The 19,185-nt window shown below is 69.2% G+C and carries 1 protein-coding gene (only partly in view); it reads left to right on the forward strand.

The features are described from left to right. Positions 1-19,185, forward strand: partial view of a non-ribosomal peptide synthase/polyketide synthase gene (locus H0264_RS09315; RefSeq protein WP_181583592.1) — the 5' portion only. Its footprint extends 25,374 nt past the window's final position; only the first 19,185 of its 44,559 coding nucleotides appear in the window; it begins with the start codon at positions 1-3; its stop codon lies off the right edge, out of view.

Genomic DNA, 19,185 nt, shown 5'->3' on the forward strand with positions numbered 1-19,185 from the left:
GTGGACCGGCTGGATTTCGGCGGCAACGGCGAAGCTGGCAGCGAAATCGCACCGGGGTCGGGCGCGCTCTTTCCGCTGTCGCCTGCGCAGCTCGGCATCTGGTACGCCCAGCATCTGGACCCACAGGTGCCGATCAATATCGCCCAGTACGTGGAGCTGCGCGGGGAACTCGACCTCGAGTTGCTCGAGCGCGCCATGGTTACCGGGTCGGAGGAGTTCGGTTCGGGCTTCCTGCGCATTGTGGAACGCGACGGCGAACCCATGCAGATGGTCGACCACTCGCTGGACCGCACCATCTACCACGCCGACCTCAGCGATGCCGAGGATCCGGCCGCCGCGGCCATGGAGTGGATGCGCGCGGATTACAGCCGTCCACTGAACCTGATCGAGGACCGCCTCATCCGCACCTGCATGCTGCGGCTGGGCGAGGGCCACTACTACTGGTACGCCCGCATCCACCACATCGTGCTCGACGGCTTCGGCGCCATGACCTACATGACGCGCGTGGCCGAGCTGTACACCGCCTACGTGCGCGGCACCGAGCCCGCGCCGCACAAGCTCACCGATCTGAAGACCCTGGTCGAGCAGGAGTTCGCGTACCGCGACAGCACCCGCTTCAAGTCGGACAAGGACTACTGGTCCGAGCGCGTCGCCGGTCTGGAGGAGGGCACCAGCCTGACCGGCCGCAGCGCCCCGCCGGCCGCCATCAACAGCATTGCGACCGCCTCGCTCACGGCCGATCAGAGCAGCCTGCTGGATGAGGCTGTCGCCAAATACGATTCGTCGCCCGCCGGTCTGCTCATCGCCGGTTTCGCCGCGTATCTGGCGCAGTGGACGGGCTCCGAGGATGTCATCCTCAGCCTTCCGGTGACCGCGCGTACGACCGCGATCATGCGCCGCTCCGGTGGCGCGGTGTCCAATATCGTGCCGCTGCGCCTGCACGTCGGCCACGGCACCACGGTGGCCGAGCTGCTCAAGCAGGTCACGGTCGAGGTGTCCGGCGCGCTGCGCCACCAGCGCTACCGGCACGAGGACATTCGCCGCGACAGCGCCGGTGAGGGCGTGGTCACCCGGGAGTTCTTCGGCCCCTGGGTCAATATCATGCTGTTCCACAACGAGGTCGTGCTCGGCGACATCACCGGTGAATACAGCGTGCTGTCCACGGGTTCCATCGAGGACCTGGGCATCAACTTCTATCAGTCGGTCAAGGGCACCCGGAATCACATCGATTTCGAGACCAACCCGAATCTGTACTCCGAAGACGAGACGCGCCAGCATCATTCGCGTTTCCTGGAGTTCTTCGACCGCTTCCTGGCGGCGGGCGAGGGCCAGCCGATCTGGGGCCTGCCCATCACCACGGCGGCCGAGCGCACCACGACGCTCATCGAGTGGAACGAGTCGCGCCACGAGGTGCCGACCACCACGCTGCCGGCGCTGCTGGACGCGCAGATTCCGCTGACGCCCAACAATATTGCCCTCGATTTCGAGGGCGAGCAGCTGACCTACGCCGAGTTCGGCGAGCGGGTCAACCGCCTGGCGCGGCTGCTCATCGCCGATGGCGTGGGCCCGGAATCGCTTGTGGCGCTGGGCATGCGCCGCTCGCTCGATCTGGTGATCGGCATGCACGCGGTGCTGCGCGCCGGTGGCGCGTACGTGCCGATCGACCCTGATCACCCGGCCGATCGCACCGCCTACATCCTCGAGTCCGCGGCACCGGTCTGCGTGCTGACCACCGTCCGTGACGAGCTGGAACTTCCAGAGTCCGTGCGGCGCTTGGAGATCGACGCGCTCGACACCTCCGCGTTCTCCGCGGAGCCGGTCACCGACGCCGATCGCCTCGCCCCGCTGCGCCCGGACAACACCGCGTACGTCATCTACACCTCGGGTTCCACCGGCCGTCCGAAGGGCGTCGCGGTCACCCACCACGCCATCGTCAACCAGGAACTCTGGATGCTCGACGAGTATCCGATGACCGAAGACGATGTCTACCTGCAGAAGACCGCGACCACCTTCGACGTGTCGCTGTGGGGCTATTTCATGCCGCTGCTGGTCGGCGCGAAGCTGATCATCGCGACGCCGGACGGGCACCGGGATCCGCTGTATGTGGCGGAAATGATTCAGCGGCACGGGGTTACGGTCACCGACTTCGTGCCGTCCATGCTGACGGTGTTCACCGCGCACGCCACCGCCGCGCAGTGTGCCTCGCTGAAGTACGTTTTCGTGATCGGTGAGGCGCTGCCGCCGGAGACCGGCGCGGCCTTCCGCGAGATCACCAGCGCGGGCCTGCACAACCTGTACGGCCCCACCGAGGCCGCCGTCTCCGTCACCTACTGGGAGAACACCGCCGCCGACACCACCACGGTGCCGATCGGTGTGCCCGAGTGGAATGTCGAAGTCTACGTTCTGGATTCGCGTCTGCGACCGGCTGCCATCGGTGCCTCCGGTGAGCTCTACCTCGGTGGACGCCAGCTGGCGCGCGGCTACAAGGGCCGTCCGGACCTGAGCTCGGACCGCTTCGTCGCCAACCCGTTCTCCACCACCGGCGAGCGCATGTACCGCACCGGTGACCTGGTGCGCTGGAACGAGTCGGGCGCTCTCGAGTACATCGGCCGCACCGACTTCCAGGTGAAGTTCCGCGGTCAGCGCATCGAGCTCGGCGAGATCGAGACCGATCTACTTGCGCACCCGGCTGTTTCGCAGGCCGCCGTGCTGGTCATGGACACAGCGACCGGCCAGCAGCTGGTCGCCTACGTGGTCCCGGTCCCCGGCCAGTCCGTCGACCCGGCCGACCTGACCCGCTTCGTCGCCGAGAAGCTGCCGACCTACATGGTCCCGGCCTCGATCATGGTGCTCGAGGCGTTCCCGCTCAACACCTCCGGCAAGCTGGACCGAAAGGCATTGCCGGAGCCGGTGTTCAGCGCCGACGCCGCCGGTTACCGCGCCCCGCGCACCGCCGCCGAGGAGATTGTGGCGGGCGTGTTCGCCGACGTCCTCGGCCACGAACGCGTCGGCGTCGACGACAACTTCTTCGATCTGGGCGGCAACTCGCTGGTCGCCACCCAGGTGGTCGCCCGCATCTCGGCCGCGTTCAACACCCGCCTGGGCGTGCGCGCGCTGTTCGAGACCCCGACCGTCGCCGGTATCGCCGCGCGCATGGAAGCCGCTGGGCCCGGCGATGTTTCGCGTCCGCCCCTAGTGGCGCAGACCCGCCCCGAGCGCGTGCCGCTGTCGCTGGCCCAGCAGCGCATGTGGTTCCTCAACCAGTTCGATCCCAGCGTCCCCACCTACAACCTGCCGTTCGTGGTGCAGCTGCGCGGTCAGGTGGATCTGGACGCCCTGCAGATCGCGCTCACCGATGTGGTGGCGCGCCAGGAGTCGCTGCGCACCATCTTCCCGGAGTCCGGTGACGGCGGCTACCAGCTGGTTCTGCCCGCCGACCAGGTGGACCTCGGCATCGAGGTGCACGATATCGATGCCGACGAACTGCCTTCCGCGCTGGCGCGATTCGCCGCCACCGGCTTCGACGTCTCGCGGGAGCTGCCCATCCGGGTGCGGGTGTTCCGCGTCCAGGAGACCTCTTCGCGCCACGCCGTCGCGGGCGACGACGAGCTGAACCTGGCCGTCGCGTTCGTGGTGCATCACATTGCGGCGGACGGTTTCTCGTTCGGTCCGCTCTCGCGCGACATGACCGCCGCCTACCTGGCCCGGGTCGCCGGGCAGGAGCCCGCCTGGGCCCCGCTGCCGGTGCAGTACCAGGACTTCAGCATCTGGCAGCGCGAGCTGCTGGGCTCGGAGTCCGATCCGGAATCCATGGCGGCCCGTGAAATCGGGCACTGGCGTGCGGCTCTGGCCGGTCTGCCGGATCAGCTGGACCTGCCCGCGGATCGCCCGCGCCCGCCGGTGCAGTCCTTCCGCGGTTCCCGCGTCACCTTCGACATCCCGGTCGAGCTGCACACCCAGCTCGCGGGTCTGGCTCGCGCGCAGGGCGTTTCGCTGTTCATGGTCATGCACTCCGCGCTCGCGGTGCTGCTGGCCCGGCTGTCGGGCACCAGCGATATCGCCATCGGCACCCCGGTCGCCGGTCGCGGTGAGCAGGCCCTCGACGACCTGATCGGCATGTTCGTCAACACCCTGGTGCTGCGCTCGGAAGTCGATGGGGCCGAACGCTTCACCGATTTCCTGGCCCGCACCCGGGAAACCGATCTGGCCGCCTTCGCGAACACCGATGTGCCGTTCGAGCGCCTGGTCGAGGTCATCAACCCGACCCGCTCGCAGGCGCGGCACCCGCTGTTCCAGGTCATGCTGTCGTTCCAGGAGATGTCGCACGGCACCATGGAGTTGCCGGGCCTGACCGTCTCGGCCGACGAACTCGAAGTCGACATCGCCAAGTTCGATCTGCAGTGGACGCTGACCGAACAGCGCGGCCTCTCCGGCGAGCCCGCCGGACTCTCGGTGGTGCTGTCCTACGCCACCGATCTGTTCGACGCCGCCACGGTCGCCGAGTTCGGGCAGCGCTACCTGCGCGTCCTCGAAACCGCCGTGGCCGCACCGGACACCGTGGTGCGCGAGATCGACATTCTCGACGACGCCGAGCGCGCCACCGTCCTGAAGGCGTGGAACAGCACCTTCGTCTGCCTGCCGCAGGCGAACACCGTCATCGACCTGTTCGAGGAGCAGGTGCGGATCCGCCCGCACGGCACCGCGCTCATCTTCGATCCGGGCGAGCGCAGCGGCAGCATGTTCGGCGCCGCACAGGATCTGAGCTATGCGGAGTTCGCCGGTCGCGTGAATCGCCTGGCGCGCAAGCTCATTGCCGAGGGCGTCGGCCCGGAATCCCTGGTGGCCGTCGGTATCCGCCGCTCGGTGGACATGATGGTCGCCATCTACGCCACCCTCACCGCGGGCGGCGGCTACGTGCCGGTCGACCCGGACCATCCGGCCGAGCGCACCGACTACGTGCTCGCCAGCTCGCGGCCGGTGGTGCTGCTGACCACCCGCGACGACGCGGTGGAAGCCGCCGACTGCCCGGTGCTGCACCTGGATACGCTGGATCTGAGCGACTTCGACGACGCTCCGGTCACCGACGCGGATCGTCGTGCGCCGCTGCGTGATTCGAATACCGCGTACGTGCTCTACACCTCGGGTTCGACCGGCCGCCCCAAGGGCGTGGCCGTGCCGCACATCGCGGTGCTCAACCAGATCTCCTGGATCACCGCCGAATACGGCATGGACGACACCGATGTGATCCTGCAGAAGACGCCGGTCACCTTCGACGTCTCGGTGTGGGAGCTCTTCGGTTCCCTCGCGGTCGGCGCGCAGCTGCTCATCGCGGCCCCGGACGGGCACCGCGATCCCATGTACCTGTCCGAGGTCATCGGCCGGCACCGGGTCACCATGACGTCCTTCGTGCCGTCCATGCTGTCGGTGTTCGCCTCCAGCGCGTCCTCGGCCGAATGCCTTTCGCTGCGTGCGGTTCTCGTCGCCGGTGAGGCGCTGCCGCCCGCCACCGTCACCGCCTTCCGCCGGTTCTCCACCGCCGCCGTGCACAACCTGTACGGCCCGACCGAGTTCACCGTGCACGCCACCTACGCGCCCATCGACGCGCCGACCGTCACGACGGTGCCGATCGGCCGCCCGGTGTGGAACGCGCAGACCTATGTGCTCGACGAGGGCCTGCGCCCGGTCGCCGCGGGCGTCCCGGGTGAGCTGTACCTGGGCGGCGTGCAGACCGCGCGCGGCTACTTCGGCCGTCCGGATCTGAGCGCCGAACGCTTCGTGGCCAACCCGTACGGCGGGGCGGGCTCGCGCCTCTACCGCACCGGCGACCTGGTGCGCTGGAGCCGCACCCAGCCCGGCGTGCTGGAGTACATCGGCCGCACCGACTTCCAGGTGAAGTTCCGCGGCCAGCGCATCGAGCTCGGCGAGATCGAGACCGCGCTGCTGGAGCACGCCTCGGTCAATCAGGCCGTGGTGCTCGTCATCGACACCGTGGCCGGTGATCAGCTGGTCGGCTACATCGTGGCCAAGGGTCCGATCGACCTCGACAGCGTGAAGACCCAGCTGCAGCGCACCCTGCCCGCCTACATGGTGCCGGGCGCGTTCGTGGTGCTGGACGCGTTGCCGCTCAATGCCTCCGGCAAGCTGGACCGCAAGGCGCTGCCCGCGCCGCAGTTCGAGGTGCGCGAATTCCGCGCTCCCACCACGCCCATCGAAGAGATCGTCGCGCAGATCTTCGGCGAGGTGCTGGGCATCGCCCGTGTCGGCGTGGACGACGACTTCTTCGAGCTCGGCGGCAACTCGCTGATCGCCACCCAGGTGGCCACCCGCCTCGGCACCGCCCTGGACACCCGCGTCCCGGTGCGCATGCTGTTCGAGGCCGCCACCGTGGAAGCCCTTGCGGCCCGGGTGGAATCGCATGCCGGTGACGGTGCGCGCAAGGCCCTGGTGGCCTGTGAGCGGCCGGCCGAGATTCCGCTTTCCCTTGCGCAGCAGCGCATGTGGTTCCTGAACCGGTTCGACACCGCCTCGGCGGTCAACAACATCCCGGTCGCCATCCGGCTTTCCGGTGAACTGGATGTGGCGGCCCTGCAGGTCGCCGTCATCGACGTGATCGACCGGCACGAGTCGTTGCGCACCGTCTTCCCGGAGACCGCGCACGGCCCGGTGCAGCAGGTGCTGGACGCCGCCCAGATCGTGCCCGACCTGACGCCGGTGCCGGTCACCGACGGCAATCTCATCGAGCATCTGGTCGAGCTGGCGTCCATGGCCTTCGACGTCACCGACGAAGTGCCTTTGCACGCGGCGCTTTTCGAGATCAGCGAATCCGAGTACGTGCTCGGCATGGTGGTGCACCACATCTCCGCCGACGGCTGGTCCATGGGCCCGCTGGCGCGTGATGTCATGGTCGCCTACGCGGCCCGCACCTCGTGGGAGGCCCCGGCGTGGGCCGAACTGCCGGTGCAGTACGCGGACTACGCCCTGTGGCAGCGTGAGGTACTCGGCTCCGAGGACGATCCGAACTCGCTGATCTCCAAGCAGATTCGGTACTGGTCCGAGACGCTGGCCGATCTGCCCGACGAACTGGTGCTGCCGTCGGATCGGCCGCGGCCCGCCGTCGCCTCCTACCGGGGTGGCGCGTACACCTTCTCGATCTCCGCCGAAACGCAGGCGCGACTGTCGGATCTGGGGCGGCAGCACAATGCCTCGCTGTTCATGGTCATGCACAGCGCCCTGGCGATTCTGCTGGCCCGCATGTCCGGCACCGCCGACATCGCCATCGGCACCCCGGTGCACGGACGCGGTGAGGCGGCGCTGGACGACCTGATCGGCATGTTCGTCAACACCCTGGTGCTGCGCACCGAGGTGGACACCGAGAAGTCGTTCGCGGATCTGCTGGCCCAGGCCCGCAATTCCGACCTGCACGCCTTCGGGCACGCCGATGTGCCGTTCGAGCGGCTGGTCGAGGTGCTGAACCCGGCGCGGTCGCAGGCGCGGCATCCGCTGTTCCAGGTCATGCTGACCTTCCAGAACACCCGGCAGGCCGGGCTGGAACTGCCGCAGCTGTCGGTGAACCGGGTCGACTACGACGCCGGGCTGGCCAAGTTCGACCTGCAGCTGACGTTGCAGGAGACCCCGGACCAGTACGGCGAGAGCGCCGGCATGTCCGCCGAGTTCTCCTACGCGCTGGACCTTTTCGACGAGCCGACGGTGGCCGCGTTCGCGCGGCGACTGGAGCTGATTCTGGAAGCCATTGCGGCCGAACCGGATCGGGCCATCGGCGATATCGATCTGCTGATTCCGGGTGAGCGCGAGCAGGTCCTGGAAGGCTGGAACAACACCGTCGCCCCGCTGGGCGCGGTGCTGCCGGAACTGCCCGCGGGCGAACACCCCACGCTGGTGTCGCTGTTCGAGGCGCAGGCGCTGACCAGCCCCGACGCGCCCGCCGTCGCGTTCGAGGGGACAGGTCTGTCCTACGCCGAGTTCGCGGCGCGCGTGCACAAGCTGGCCCGCAAGCTCATCGCCGACGGCGTGGGCGCGGAATCCTATGTGGCCCTGGCCATGCGGCGCTCGCTGGACCTCGTGGTCGCCATGTACGCGGTGCTGGAGGCCGGTGGCGCGTACGTGCCGCTGGATCCCGACCAGCCGGGCGAGCGCATCGACTACGTGCTCGACACCGCGCGCCCGGTCGCCATCCTGACCAGCAGCCGCGACGACTTCGTCACCGGCCGCAATGTGCCGGTGCTGGAGATCGACACCCTCAACCTCGAGGCATACTCCGACGCGGTCATCACCGATGCCGAACGGGCACAGCCGATCCTGCCGGGGCACACCGCGTACGTGATCTTCACGTCCGGTTCGACGGGCCGCCCCAAGGGCGTGGCCGTCGAGCACGCGGCGATCGTGAACCGTCTGCTGTGGATGCAGAACGAGTACCCGATCGGCGCGGAAGACGCTGTGCTGCAGAAGACTCCGGCCACCTTCGACGTGTCGGTGTGGGAGTTCTTCTGGCCCTTGCAGACCGGTGCGCGGCTCGTGGTCGCCAAGCCGGACGGGCATCGCGATCCGGTGTACCTGGCGCAGATCATTGCCGAAGAAGGCATTACGACAGCGCATTTCGTGCCGTCCATGCTGTCGGTGTTCGTCACTGTCGGATTGGGCGAGGCAGCAACAGTCGAAGGAAATGGGCCGGACAATGGGGATTCCAGTGTTCCCGCGTCGCGCCTGCGGCAGGTGTTCGCCTCCGGCGAGGCGTTGCCAGCGCCGACCGCGCAGAAGCTGCGCGAGCTGACCGGTGCGCGTCTGCACAACCTGTACGGCCCCACCGAGGCCGCCGTCGACGTCACCTACCACGAGGTCGTGGATGCCGACACCGTGTTCGTGCCCATCGGCCGGCCGGTGTGGAACACCCAGACCTATGTACTCGACGCGCGTCTGAACCCGGTCGCACCGGGTGTCGCGGGTGAGCTCTACCTCGCGGGCGATCAGCTGGCGCGCGGCTATGTCGAGCGTCCCGAGCTGACCGCCGATCGCTTCGTGGCCAACCCCTTCGGGGCGGCCGGCGCGCGCATGTACCGCACCGGCGACCTCGTCACCTGGACCACCGACGGTGAGCTGAACTACCTGGGCCGCACCGACTTCCAGGTCAAGCTGCGCGGTCTGCGCATCGAGCTCGGTGAGATCGAGGCGGCGCTGCTGGCGAAGCCGAATATCGCGCAGTCGGTCGTGGTCGTGCGGGCCGACGCCCATGCGGGCGATCAGCTCGTCGGTTATGTGGTGCGCGAGCCGGAGTCCGTGGTCGATGTGGACGCCGTGAAGGCCGCACTGGGCCGCTCGCTGCCCGGCTACATGGTTCCGGCCGCCCTGGTGGTGCTGGACGCCTTCCCGACCAATGCCTCCGGCAAGCTGGATCGCAAGGCGCTGCCCGCGCCGGTGTTCGAGGCCAAGCGCTTCCGCGCCCCGTCGACTCCCATCGAGGAGATCGTCGCGCAGATCTTCGCGGACCTGCTCGGCATCGAGCGCGTCGGCGTGGACGACGACTTCTTCGAGCTGGGCGGCAACTCGCTGGTGGCCACCCAGGCCGTGGCGCGGCTGTCGGCGGCGCTGAATGCCGAGATCGGCGTGCGCGCGCTGTTCGAGGCCCCGACCGTGGCGGCGCTGGCCGCGCGGGTGGAGTCGCACGCGGGAACCGGTGTGCGCCAGGCGCTCACGGTGCGCACGCGACCGGAGCATCCGCCGCTGTCGCTGGCACAGCAGCGCATGTGGTTCCTGAACCGCTTCGACACCGAATCGGCCGCCAACAACATCCCGGCCGCCGTACGGCTCACCGGCGCACTGGATCTGGACGCCCTGCGCGGAGCCGTCGCCGATGTGGTGGCGCGCCACGAATCGCTGCGCACGGTGTACCCGTCGCACGAGGGCGTGGCCTACCAGAAGGTGCTGCCGACCGCTCGGGCCGTGCCGCAGCTCGACGTCTTCGATGTCACCGACGCGGAGCTGTTCGCCGCGATCTACGACTTCGCCGGACGCGGCTTCGATGTCACCGCCGAACCGCCGATTCGCCTGCGCGCCTTCCGGATCGCCGCCGACGAGCACATTCTGGTGCTGGTGGCGCATCACATCACCGCCGACGGTTTCTCCATGAAGCCGCTGGTGCGCGATCTCATCACCGCCTATGTGGCACGCGCCAACGGCGAAGCGCCGGGCTGGCACGAACTGCCGGTGCAGTACGCCGATTACGCCCTGTGGCAGCGCGAAACCCTTGGGTCCGAGGAGGATGCGCGCTCGCTCATCACCGAGCAGCTCGAATACTGGGGCCAGACCCTGGCCGGGCTGCCGGACGAGCTGCGACTGTCGACCAAGGCGCGGCCCGCGGTCGCCTCGTACGAGGCGGGTACGCATCGCTTCCAGGTGCCGGGCGAGCTCATCACCGGGCTGAACCGGGTGGCGCAGCAGCACGGCACCACGCTGTTCATGGTGGTGCACAGTGCCTTCGCCGCGCTGCTGGCGCGACTGAGCGGCACCGATGACATTGCCGTCGGTATTCCGGTGGCCGGTCGTGGCGAGCAGGCGCTCGACGATCTCGTCGGCATGTTCGTCAACACGCTGGTGCTGCGGTCGCCGGTGGATACCGGCGCGAGCTTCGCCGAGCTGCTGAAGACCGTGCGCGAGCGCGACCTGCAGGCGTTCGCGCACGCCGATGTGCCGTTCGAGCGGCTCGTCGAGGTGCTGAACCCGGCGCGGTCCCAGGCGCGGCATCCGCTGTTCCAGGTCATGCTGTCGTTCCAGAACCTGGGGCGCACCGCGCTGGAGCTGCCGGGGCTGAGCGTGGCCGAGCTGGGCGTGGACCAGCAGTCGGCCAAGTTCGACCTGCAGCTGACGCTGAGCGAAGTGCTCGACAGCGACTCGACCATGGACGCCGAACTCGTCTACGCCACCGATCTTTTCGATGGCGAATTCGCGAATGTGTTCGCGCAGCGGTTCGTTCGCGTGCTCACCGCCGTGGTCTCCGATGCCTCGGTGCTCGTCGGCGATATCGAACTGCTCGACGATATCGAGCGGCACCGGGTGCTGCACGCCTGGAACGACACCGAGTTCTCCCTCGATGCCGCGCTGTCGGTGGTGCCGGAAGGCACTGCGGCGACGCTGGTTTCGCTGTTCGCGGCGCAGGTCGCGCTCATGCCGGACGCGCCCGCTGTCACCTTCGAGGGGACAACTCTGTCCTACGCCGAGTTCGCGGCGCGAGTGCACAAGCTGGCCCGCTGGCTCATCGCCGCGGGTGTCGGACCGGAATCGCTGGTGGCGCTGGGCATGCGCCGCTCCATCGACCTGGTCGCGGGCATGTACGCCGTGGCAATGGCCGGCGGTGCGTACGTGCCGTTGGATCCGGATCATCCGGCCGAGCGCACCCAGTACATCTTGGAGACCGCCCAGCCGGTGTGCGTGCTGACCACCTCGCGCGACGCTTTCGAGATCGAAGACCCCCGTCATCCCGGCGCGCTTTTGGCCGGGATCGACACGGATAGCGTGCCTGGCTCTGTGGATCCCGGCCAAAAGCATGCCGGGATGACGAGGGTGGTCCGCATCGATGAGCTGGAGCTGTCGGAGTTCGCCGACACCCCGCTCACCGATGCCGATCGCCTCGCCCCGCTGCGGCCCGAGAACACCGCGTACGTGATCTTCACGTCCGGTTCCACCGGCCGGCCCAAGGGTGTGGCCGTCTCGCATGCCGCCATCGTCAACCGCCTGGTGTGGATGCACGCTCAGTACGGGCTGGCCGCCGATGACGTTGTGCTGCAGAAGACTCCGGCCACCTTCGACGTGTCGGTGTGGGAGTTCTTCTGGCCGTTGCAGGTCGGTGCGCACCTGGTGGTCGCCAAGCCGGACGGGCATCGCGACCCGGCGTACCTGGCGCAGGTCATCCAGGCCGAGCAGGTCACCACGGTGCATTTCGTGCCGTCCATGCTCGCGGTCTTCGTGGCCGAGCCCGCCGCGGCCGAGTGCGTCAGCCTGCGCAATGTGTTCGCCTCCGGCGAGGGCCTGCCCGCGCCGACGGCGCAGCAGCTGCGCGCGCTGACCGGTGCGCGCCTGCACAACCTGTACGGTCCGACCGAAGCCGCCGTCGACGTCACCTATCACGAGGTCACCGACAGCGACATCGCGTCGGTGCCGATCGGTGCGCCGGTCTTCAATACCCAGGTGTACGTGCTGGATTCGCGGCTGCGGCCGGTTCCGGCGGGTGTCGCGGGTGAGCTCTACCTCGCGGGCGATCAGCTCGCCACCGGTTATGTGGCGCGGCCGGACCTGACCGCGGATCGCTTCGTGGCCAACCCCTTCGGGGCCGGGGTGCGCATGTACCGCACCGGCGACCTGGTGATGTGGACGCCGGCCGGGGAACTGGAGTACCTGGGCCGCACCGACTTCCAGGTGAAGCTGCGCGGTTTGCGCATCGAGCTCGGCGAGATCGAATCGGCGCTCACCGCGCTGCCCGCGGTCGCGCAGGCGGTGGTCGTGGTGCGCCATGACGAGCGCACCGGCGATCAGCTGGTCGGCTACCTCGTCGCCAATGACGGGTCCATCGACCTGGACGGCGTGAAAGACACGCTCGCGCAGCAGCTTCCGGCCTACATGGTCCCGGCGGCCTTCATGGTCCTCGATGCCTTCCCGCTCAATGCCTCCGGCAAGCTGGACCGCAAGGCCCTGCCCGCACCGGAATTCGCGGCCAAGGCGTACCGGGCTCCGGTCACGCCGGTGCAGCAGACCATCGCGGGCGTCTTCGCCGACGTGCTCGGTGGCGAACGCGTCGGCCTCGACGACGACTTCTTCGAGCTCGGCGGCAACTCGCTCATCGCCACCCAGGTGATCGCGCGCCTGTCCGCCGCCCTCGACGCCGACATCCCGCTGCGCGCGCTGTTCGAGGCCACCACCGTGGCCGCCCTTGCCGCGCAACTGGAATCGCGCGTCGGCACCGGCACCCGCGCCCCGCTGGTGGCGCAGGAACGCCCCGAGCTGGTGCCGCTGTCCCCGGCCCAGCAGCGCATGTGGTTCCTGAACCGCTTCGACAACCGCACCGCCGTCAACAACATCCCGGTGGCGCTGAAGCTCACCGGCGAGGTCGACACCGCCGCCTTCACCGCGGCCATCGGCGATGTGCTGGCGCGGCACGAGGCGCTGCGCACCCTCTACCCCGAGGTCAACGGCGACGGCTACCAGCGGGTGCTGGGCCTCGACGAGGTCGACTTCGAGGTGCGCACCGAAACGGTCACCGCCGACGAACTCGCCGCGCGCATCACGCAATTGGCGAGCGTGTACTTCGACGTCACCCGTGAACTGCCGTTCCGTGCCACCGTGCTCACCCTGAGCCCCGCCGAGCATGTGGTCGTGCTGGTGCTGCACCACATCAGCGCCGACGGTGTCTCGCTGCGCCCGCTGCTGCGGGATGTGGTGGGCGCGTACCTGTCCCGCAGCGGCGGTGCGGCTCCGCAGTGGGCTCCGCTGCCGGTGCAGTACGCGGACTACGCGCTGTGGCAGCGCGAGGTGCTGGGTTCGGAGAGCGATCCGGAATCCATTGCCGCGCAGCAGGTCGCCTACTGGACCGAGCAGCTGCGCGATCTGCCCGAGCAGATCGAGCTGCCGGCCGACCGGCCGCGGCCGGAGATCGCCACCAATGCCGGTGGCACGTACGACTTCTCGATCGACGCCGAGCTGTACGCGGCGCTGAACGCGGTCGCGCGCGAGCACGACGTCACGCTGTTCATGGTCGTGCACGCCGCACTGGCCGTGTGGTCGGCTCGACTGTCGCGGTCCACCGATATCGCCATCGGCACGCCGATCGCGGGCCGGGGCGAGCGGGCGCTCGACGACCTGGTCGGCATGTTCGTCAACACCCTGGTGCTGCGCAGCGAGGTGAAGCCGGACGCCGCCTTCCGCGACCTGCTCGCCCAGGTGCGCCGCACCGACCTGGCCGCCTTCGCGCACGCCGACGTGCCGTTCGAGCGCTTGGTCGACGTGCTCAGCCCGGTGCGTTCGCAGGCGCACCACCCGCTGTTCCAGGTCGCGCTGACCTTCGAGGCCGCGGGCGCCAAGGATGCGGGCGCGGTCGCGCTGCCCGGCCTGGATCTCGAGGTCGTCGAATTCGACCCGGGCACAGCCAAGTTCGATGTGCAGCTGACCGTGGGCGAGCGCACCGACGGCTCGCTGGGCCTGTCCTGGAACTACGCCACCGACCTGTTCGACCCGGAAACCGTGGCCTCCTTCGCGGAGCGCCTGGTGCGCATCCTGCGCGCCGTGGCCGAGGACACCACCGCGCTGGTCGGCGATATCGACCTGCTGGGTGAGGCCGAGCGCCACGACGTCTCGGAGCGCTGGGTCTCCTCGGGCGAGGACATCGTCGCGCTGGTGCAGGCCGCCAGCGGCGCCACGGTGGATGCCACAGACGGCGTCGCGACGGAAACCGGCAGTGTCGCAGACGTTTTCGCGGACGATGCCGCGTCGAGCGCGCTCGTGGAGCTCGCGCAGCGGCTCGCGGGCGGGACCGGCGCGGGCCGGTTCATCGACCCGGCTGCCACGCTGTCGGGGCTGTTCGATGCCGCGGTCGCCGCGTACCCGGAGCGCATCGCAGCGCGCTTCGGTGACGACGAGCTGACCTACGGTGAGCTCGACAAGCGCGCGAATGTGCTGGCGCGCAGGCTGATCGCCGACGGCGCCGGACCGGAATCGCTGGTGGCGGTGCTGCTGCCGCGCTCGCTGGATCTGGTGGTGGCGCTGCTCGCGGTCATCAAGAGCGGTGCGGGCTATGTGCCGATCGACCCGACCTATCCGGCCGATCGCATCGCCTACGTGCTCTCGGACGCGAAGCCGACCAGCGTGATCATCGACTCCACCGCCCAGGTGGAGCTCCCGTCCGGACTGCATACCCTGCTCATCGACGGATTCGCGCTGGAGACCGGCGATATCGTCGATATCGAGGATCAGCCCGTCGCCGACGCCGACCGGCGCGCGGCGCTGCGGCCGGACCACGTCGCCTACGTCATCTACACCTCCGGCTCCACCGGCCGCCCCAAGGGCGTGGCCGTGGCGCACCGGAATGTGGTGCGGCTCATGGCCAATACCGATCGCGAGTTCGGTTTCGGCCCCGACGACGTGTGGACGCTGTTCCACTCCTACGCCTTCGACTTCTCGGTGTGGGAGCTGTGGGGTCCGCTGCTCTACGGCGGCACCCTCGTGGTGGTCGACTACTACGTGTCCCGCTCGCCGGAGCAGTTCCTGGAACTGCTGCGCCGCGAACAGGTCACGGTGCTCAACCAGACCCCGTCGGCGTTCTACCAGCTGGCCGAGGCCGACCGCCTGGCCACCACGGCGAGCCGTGAATTCGGTACCGCCGCGGGTGACGAGCAGGCGCTCGCGCTGCGCTATGTGGTTTTCGGTGGCGAAGCGCTGGAGCTGCGCCGCCTGGGCGATTGGATCGCCCGCCACGGCGACGGCGTCGATCCCGCCTCCACCGGCCCGCAGCTGGTGAACATGTACGGCATCACCGAGACCACGGTGCACGTCTCGCACCGCGTCCTGGATGCCGAAACCATCGCCGCCGCAACCGGTTCCGTGGTCGGCCGGGCCATCGCCGGACTGCGCGTGTACGTGCTCGACGATCGCCTGCACCCGGTGCCGGTCGGCGTGGCCGGCGAAATGTACGTCGCCGGACCGCAATTGGCGCGCGGCTACCTCGGCCGCCCCGACCTCACCACGGCGCGCTTCGTGGCGTCGCCGTTCGGTGAGCCGGGCACCCGTCTCTACCGCTCCGGTGACGTGGCGCGCTGGAACCGCTTCGGCGAGCTCGAATACCTCGGCCGCGCCGACGATCAGGTCAAGGTGCGCGGCTTCCGCATCGAGCTCGGCGAGATCGAAGCCGCCGTGCTCGCGCAGCCGGGCGTGGCCCAGGCCGCCGTCATCGTGCGCGAGGACCAGCCCGGCGATCAGCGCATCGTGGCCTATGTGGTGCCGGAGGACGGCGTCGCGCTCGCCCTCGACGCGGTGCGCGACGGTGCGGGCGAGCACCTGCCGTCGTACATGGTGCCGTCGGCCGTCGTTGTGCTGGAAAGCATTCCGCTGACCGTCAACGGCAAACTGGATCGTCGCGCGCTGCCCGCCCCGGCGGTGCAGGCGCGGGCCTTCCGCGCGCCGGAGACCCCGACGCAGGAAACCGTCGCGGCCGTCTTCGCAGAGGTCCTGGACCTGCCGCGGGTCGGCCTGGACGACGACTTCTTCGACCTCGGCGGCAACTCGCTCATCGCCACCCGGGTGGTGTCGCGCATCGGCGCGGCCCTGGACACCACGGTCGCGGTGCGCACGCTGTTCGAGGCCACCACGGTGGAGGCGCTCGCGGCCCGCATCGAATCGCACGCCGACGGCGCCTCGCGCGCCAAGCTGGTGGCGCGCCCGCGCACCGCCGGTGAACTGGTGCCGCTGTCGTTCGCGCAGCAGCGCATGTGGTTCCTCAACCAGTACGACACCTCCTCGGCCGCCTACAACCTGCCCCTGGCCATCCGTCTCACCGGCGAACTCGACACGGCCGCACTGGAATTGGCCGTCGCCGACGTGGTCCGCCGGCACGAGTCGCTGCGCACCCGGTACCCGGAGCACGGCGGCACGCCCATGCAGGTGGTCGTCCCGGTCGAGGAGATCGCCCTCGACCTGCGCCCGGTCACGGTCACCGGTGAGAACCTCATCGACGCCGTCACCGCGTTCGCGACACTGGGATTCAATGTCGCGGAACAGGTTCCGTTGCGCGCCCGGCTCTTCCGCGTCGCCTCGGCCGTCGAAACCGGTTCGGCGGACGACGAGTCGGCCAAGGCCGCCTCGAAGTCCGGCGAGTACGTGCTCGTCGTGGTGGTGCACCACATCGCGGGTGACGGTTTCTCCATGGCTCCGCTCACGCGCGATGTCATGACCGCCTACACCGCGCGCACGCTGGGGGCGGCTCCCGGTTGGGCGCCGCTGGCGGTGCAGTACGCCGACTTCGCCGTCTGGCAGCGGGAAGTGCTGGGCTCCGAGGAGGATTCGTCCTCGCTCATGGCCCGCCAGGTGGGGTACTGGCAGCGCACCCTCGACGGGGTGCCGGACGAGCTGGCGCTGCCGACCGATCGGCCGCGGCCCGCCGTCGCCTCGCATCGCGGTGCGACGCTGCATCGGACGCTGTCGCCGGAACTGCTCGCGGCGCTGGAAAGCCTTGCGCGGCAGCGGGGTGCGTCGCTGTTCATGGTCATGCACAGTGCGCTCGCGGTGCTGCTGGCGCGACTGTCCGGTGGTGATGACATCGCTGTCGGCACCCCGTCGGCGGGACGTGGCGAGGCCGCGCTCGACGACATGGTCGGCATGTTCGTCAACACCCTGGTGCTGCGCACCGGCATCGACCCGGCCGAATCGTTCTCGGATCTGCTGGATCGGGCCCGCCACACCGACCTCGACGCCTTCGGCAATGCCGATGTGCCGTTCGAGCGCCTGGTGGAACTGCTCGCCCCCGAGCGCTCGCAGGCGCGCAATCCGCTGTTCCAGGTCATGCTGGCCTTCCAGAACCTGGATCGCACCAGCCTGGAACTGCCCGGCCTGACCGTGGCCGCGCTGGATCTCGACGAGAACATCTCCCGCTTCGATCTGCAGTTCACGCTGTCGGATCAGGATTCGGGCATGGCGCTGGCATTGACCTACGCCACCGACCTGTTCGATGAGCAGACCGCCGACGGGTTCGCGCAGCGCTGGCTGCGGGTGCTCGAAGCGATCGCCGCCGATCCGGAGATCACCGTCGGGGCCATCGACATTCTCGATGCCGCCGAAAAGGCCGATCTGGTCGCGCGTTTCGGCCTGCCCGCGATCCCCGCGCGCACGTTGCCGGAACTCATCGCCGACGCCGTCGCCATCAACCCGGGTGCACCCGCCGTGGTGTTCCAGGGCGTCAGCCAGACCTACGCCGAACTCGACGAGCGTTCGAACCGCCTGGCGCGCTTGCTCATCGAGCGCGGCATCGGTACCGAGGACCTGGTGGCCGTGGCCGTGCCGCGGTCGGCGGACTCGTACTTCGCCGAATGGGCGGTGTCCAAGACCGGCGCGGCCTTCGTGCCGGTGGACCCGAACTACCCGGCCGACCGCATCGCCCACATGGTCACCGACTCCGGTTCGCCGGTCGGCCTGACCGTGGCGTCGGTGCGCGCGGACATGCCGGAATCGGTGGAATGGCTGGTCCTGGACGATCTGGACCTGAATGCCTTCTCCGCCACCGCCATTGCCGACGGCGAGCGGGTGCGCCCGCTGCGTCCGGAGCATCCGGCCTACGTCATCTACACCTCGGGTTCGACGGGTGTGCCCAAGGGCGTCGTGGTCACCCACGCCGGCCTGGCCAACTTCAGCGTCGAGCAGGCGCAGCGCTACCACCTCGACTCCGATTCGCGCGCACTGCATTTCGCGTCGCCGTCGTTCGACGCCTCCATGCTGGAATTCCTGCTCGCCATCGGCGCGGGCGGCACCCTCGTGGTCGTCCCGCCGGGCACCTACGGCGGTGAGGAACTGGCCGAGCTGATCCGCACCGAGCGGGCCACGCACGCCTTCATCACCCCGGCCGCGCTGTCCACCTTCGGACCGGCCGGGCTGGACAGCCTGCGCGTGCTGGTCGCCGGTGGTGAGGCGGTGCCCGCCGATCTGGTCGAGAAGTGGGCGGTGCCCATTGGAGAGGGGACAGGGCCGGACGGCACGATTCGTGCCTTCCACAATGGTTACGGCCCGACCGAGACCACCATCATGACCAACATCAGTGACGCGCTGGTGCCGGGTGATCTGGTCACCATCGGCGGCCCCATCCGGGGCATGCAGTCGCTGATCCTCGACAACCGGCTGCGGCCCGTTCCGGTGGGTGTCGCGGGTGAGCTCTACCTGTCGGGCATTCAGCTGGCGCGCGGCTACCACGCGCGGCCGGGCCTGTCGGCCGACCGGTTCGTGGCCAACCCGTACGTCGCGGGCGAGCGCATGTACCGCACCGGTGACGTGGTGCGCTGGACGCCGGACGGCCTGGTGGAGTACGTCGGCCGCTCCGACTTCCAGGTGAAGGTGCGTGGTTTCCGCATCGAGCTCGGCGAGATCGACGCCGCGCTGGCCTCGCACGAGACCGTCGACTTCGCGGTCACCGTCGGCCACAAGAACGCC

Origin of the sequence: Nocardia huaxiensis (assembly GCF_013744875.1) — a bacterium.
In the GTDB taxonomy this organism is placed as follows: Bacteria; Actinomycetota; Actinomycetes; order Mycobacteriales; family Mycobacteriaceae; genus Nocardia; species Nocardia huaxiensis.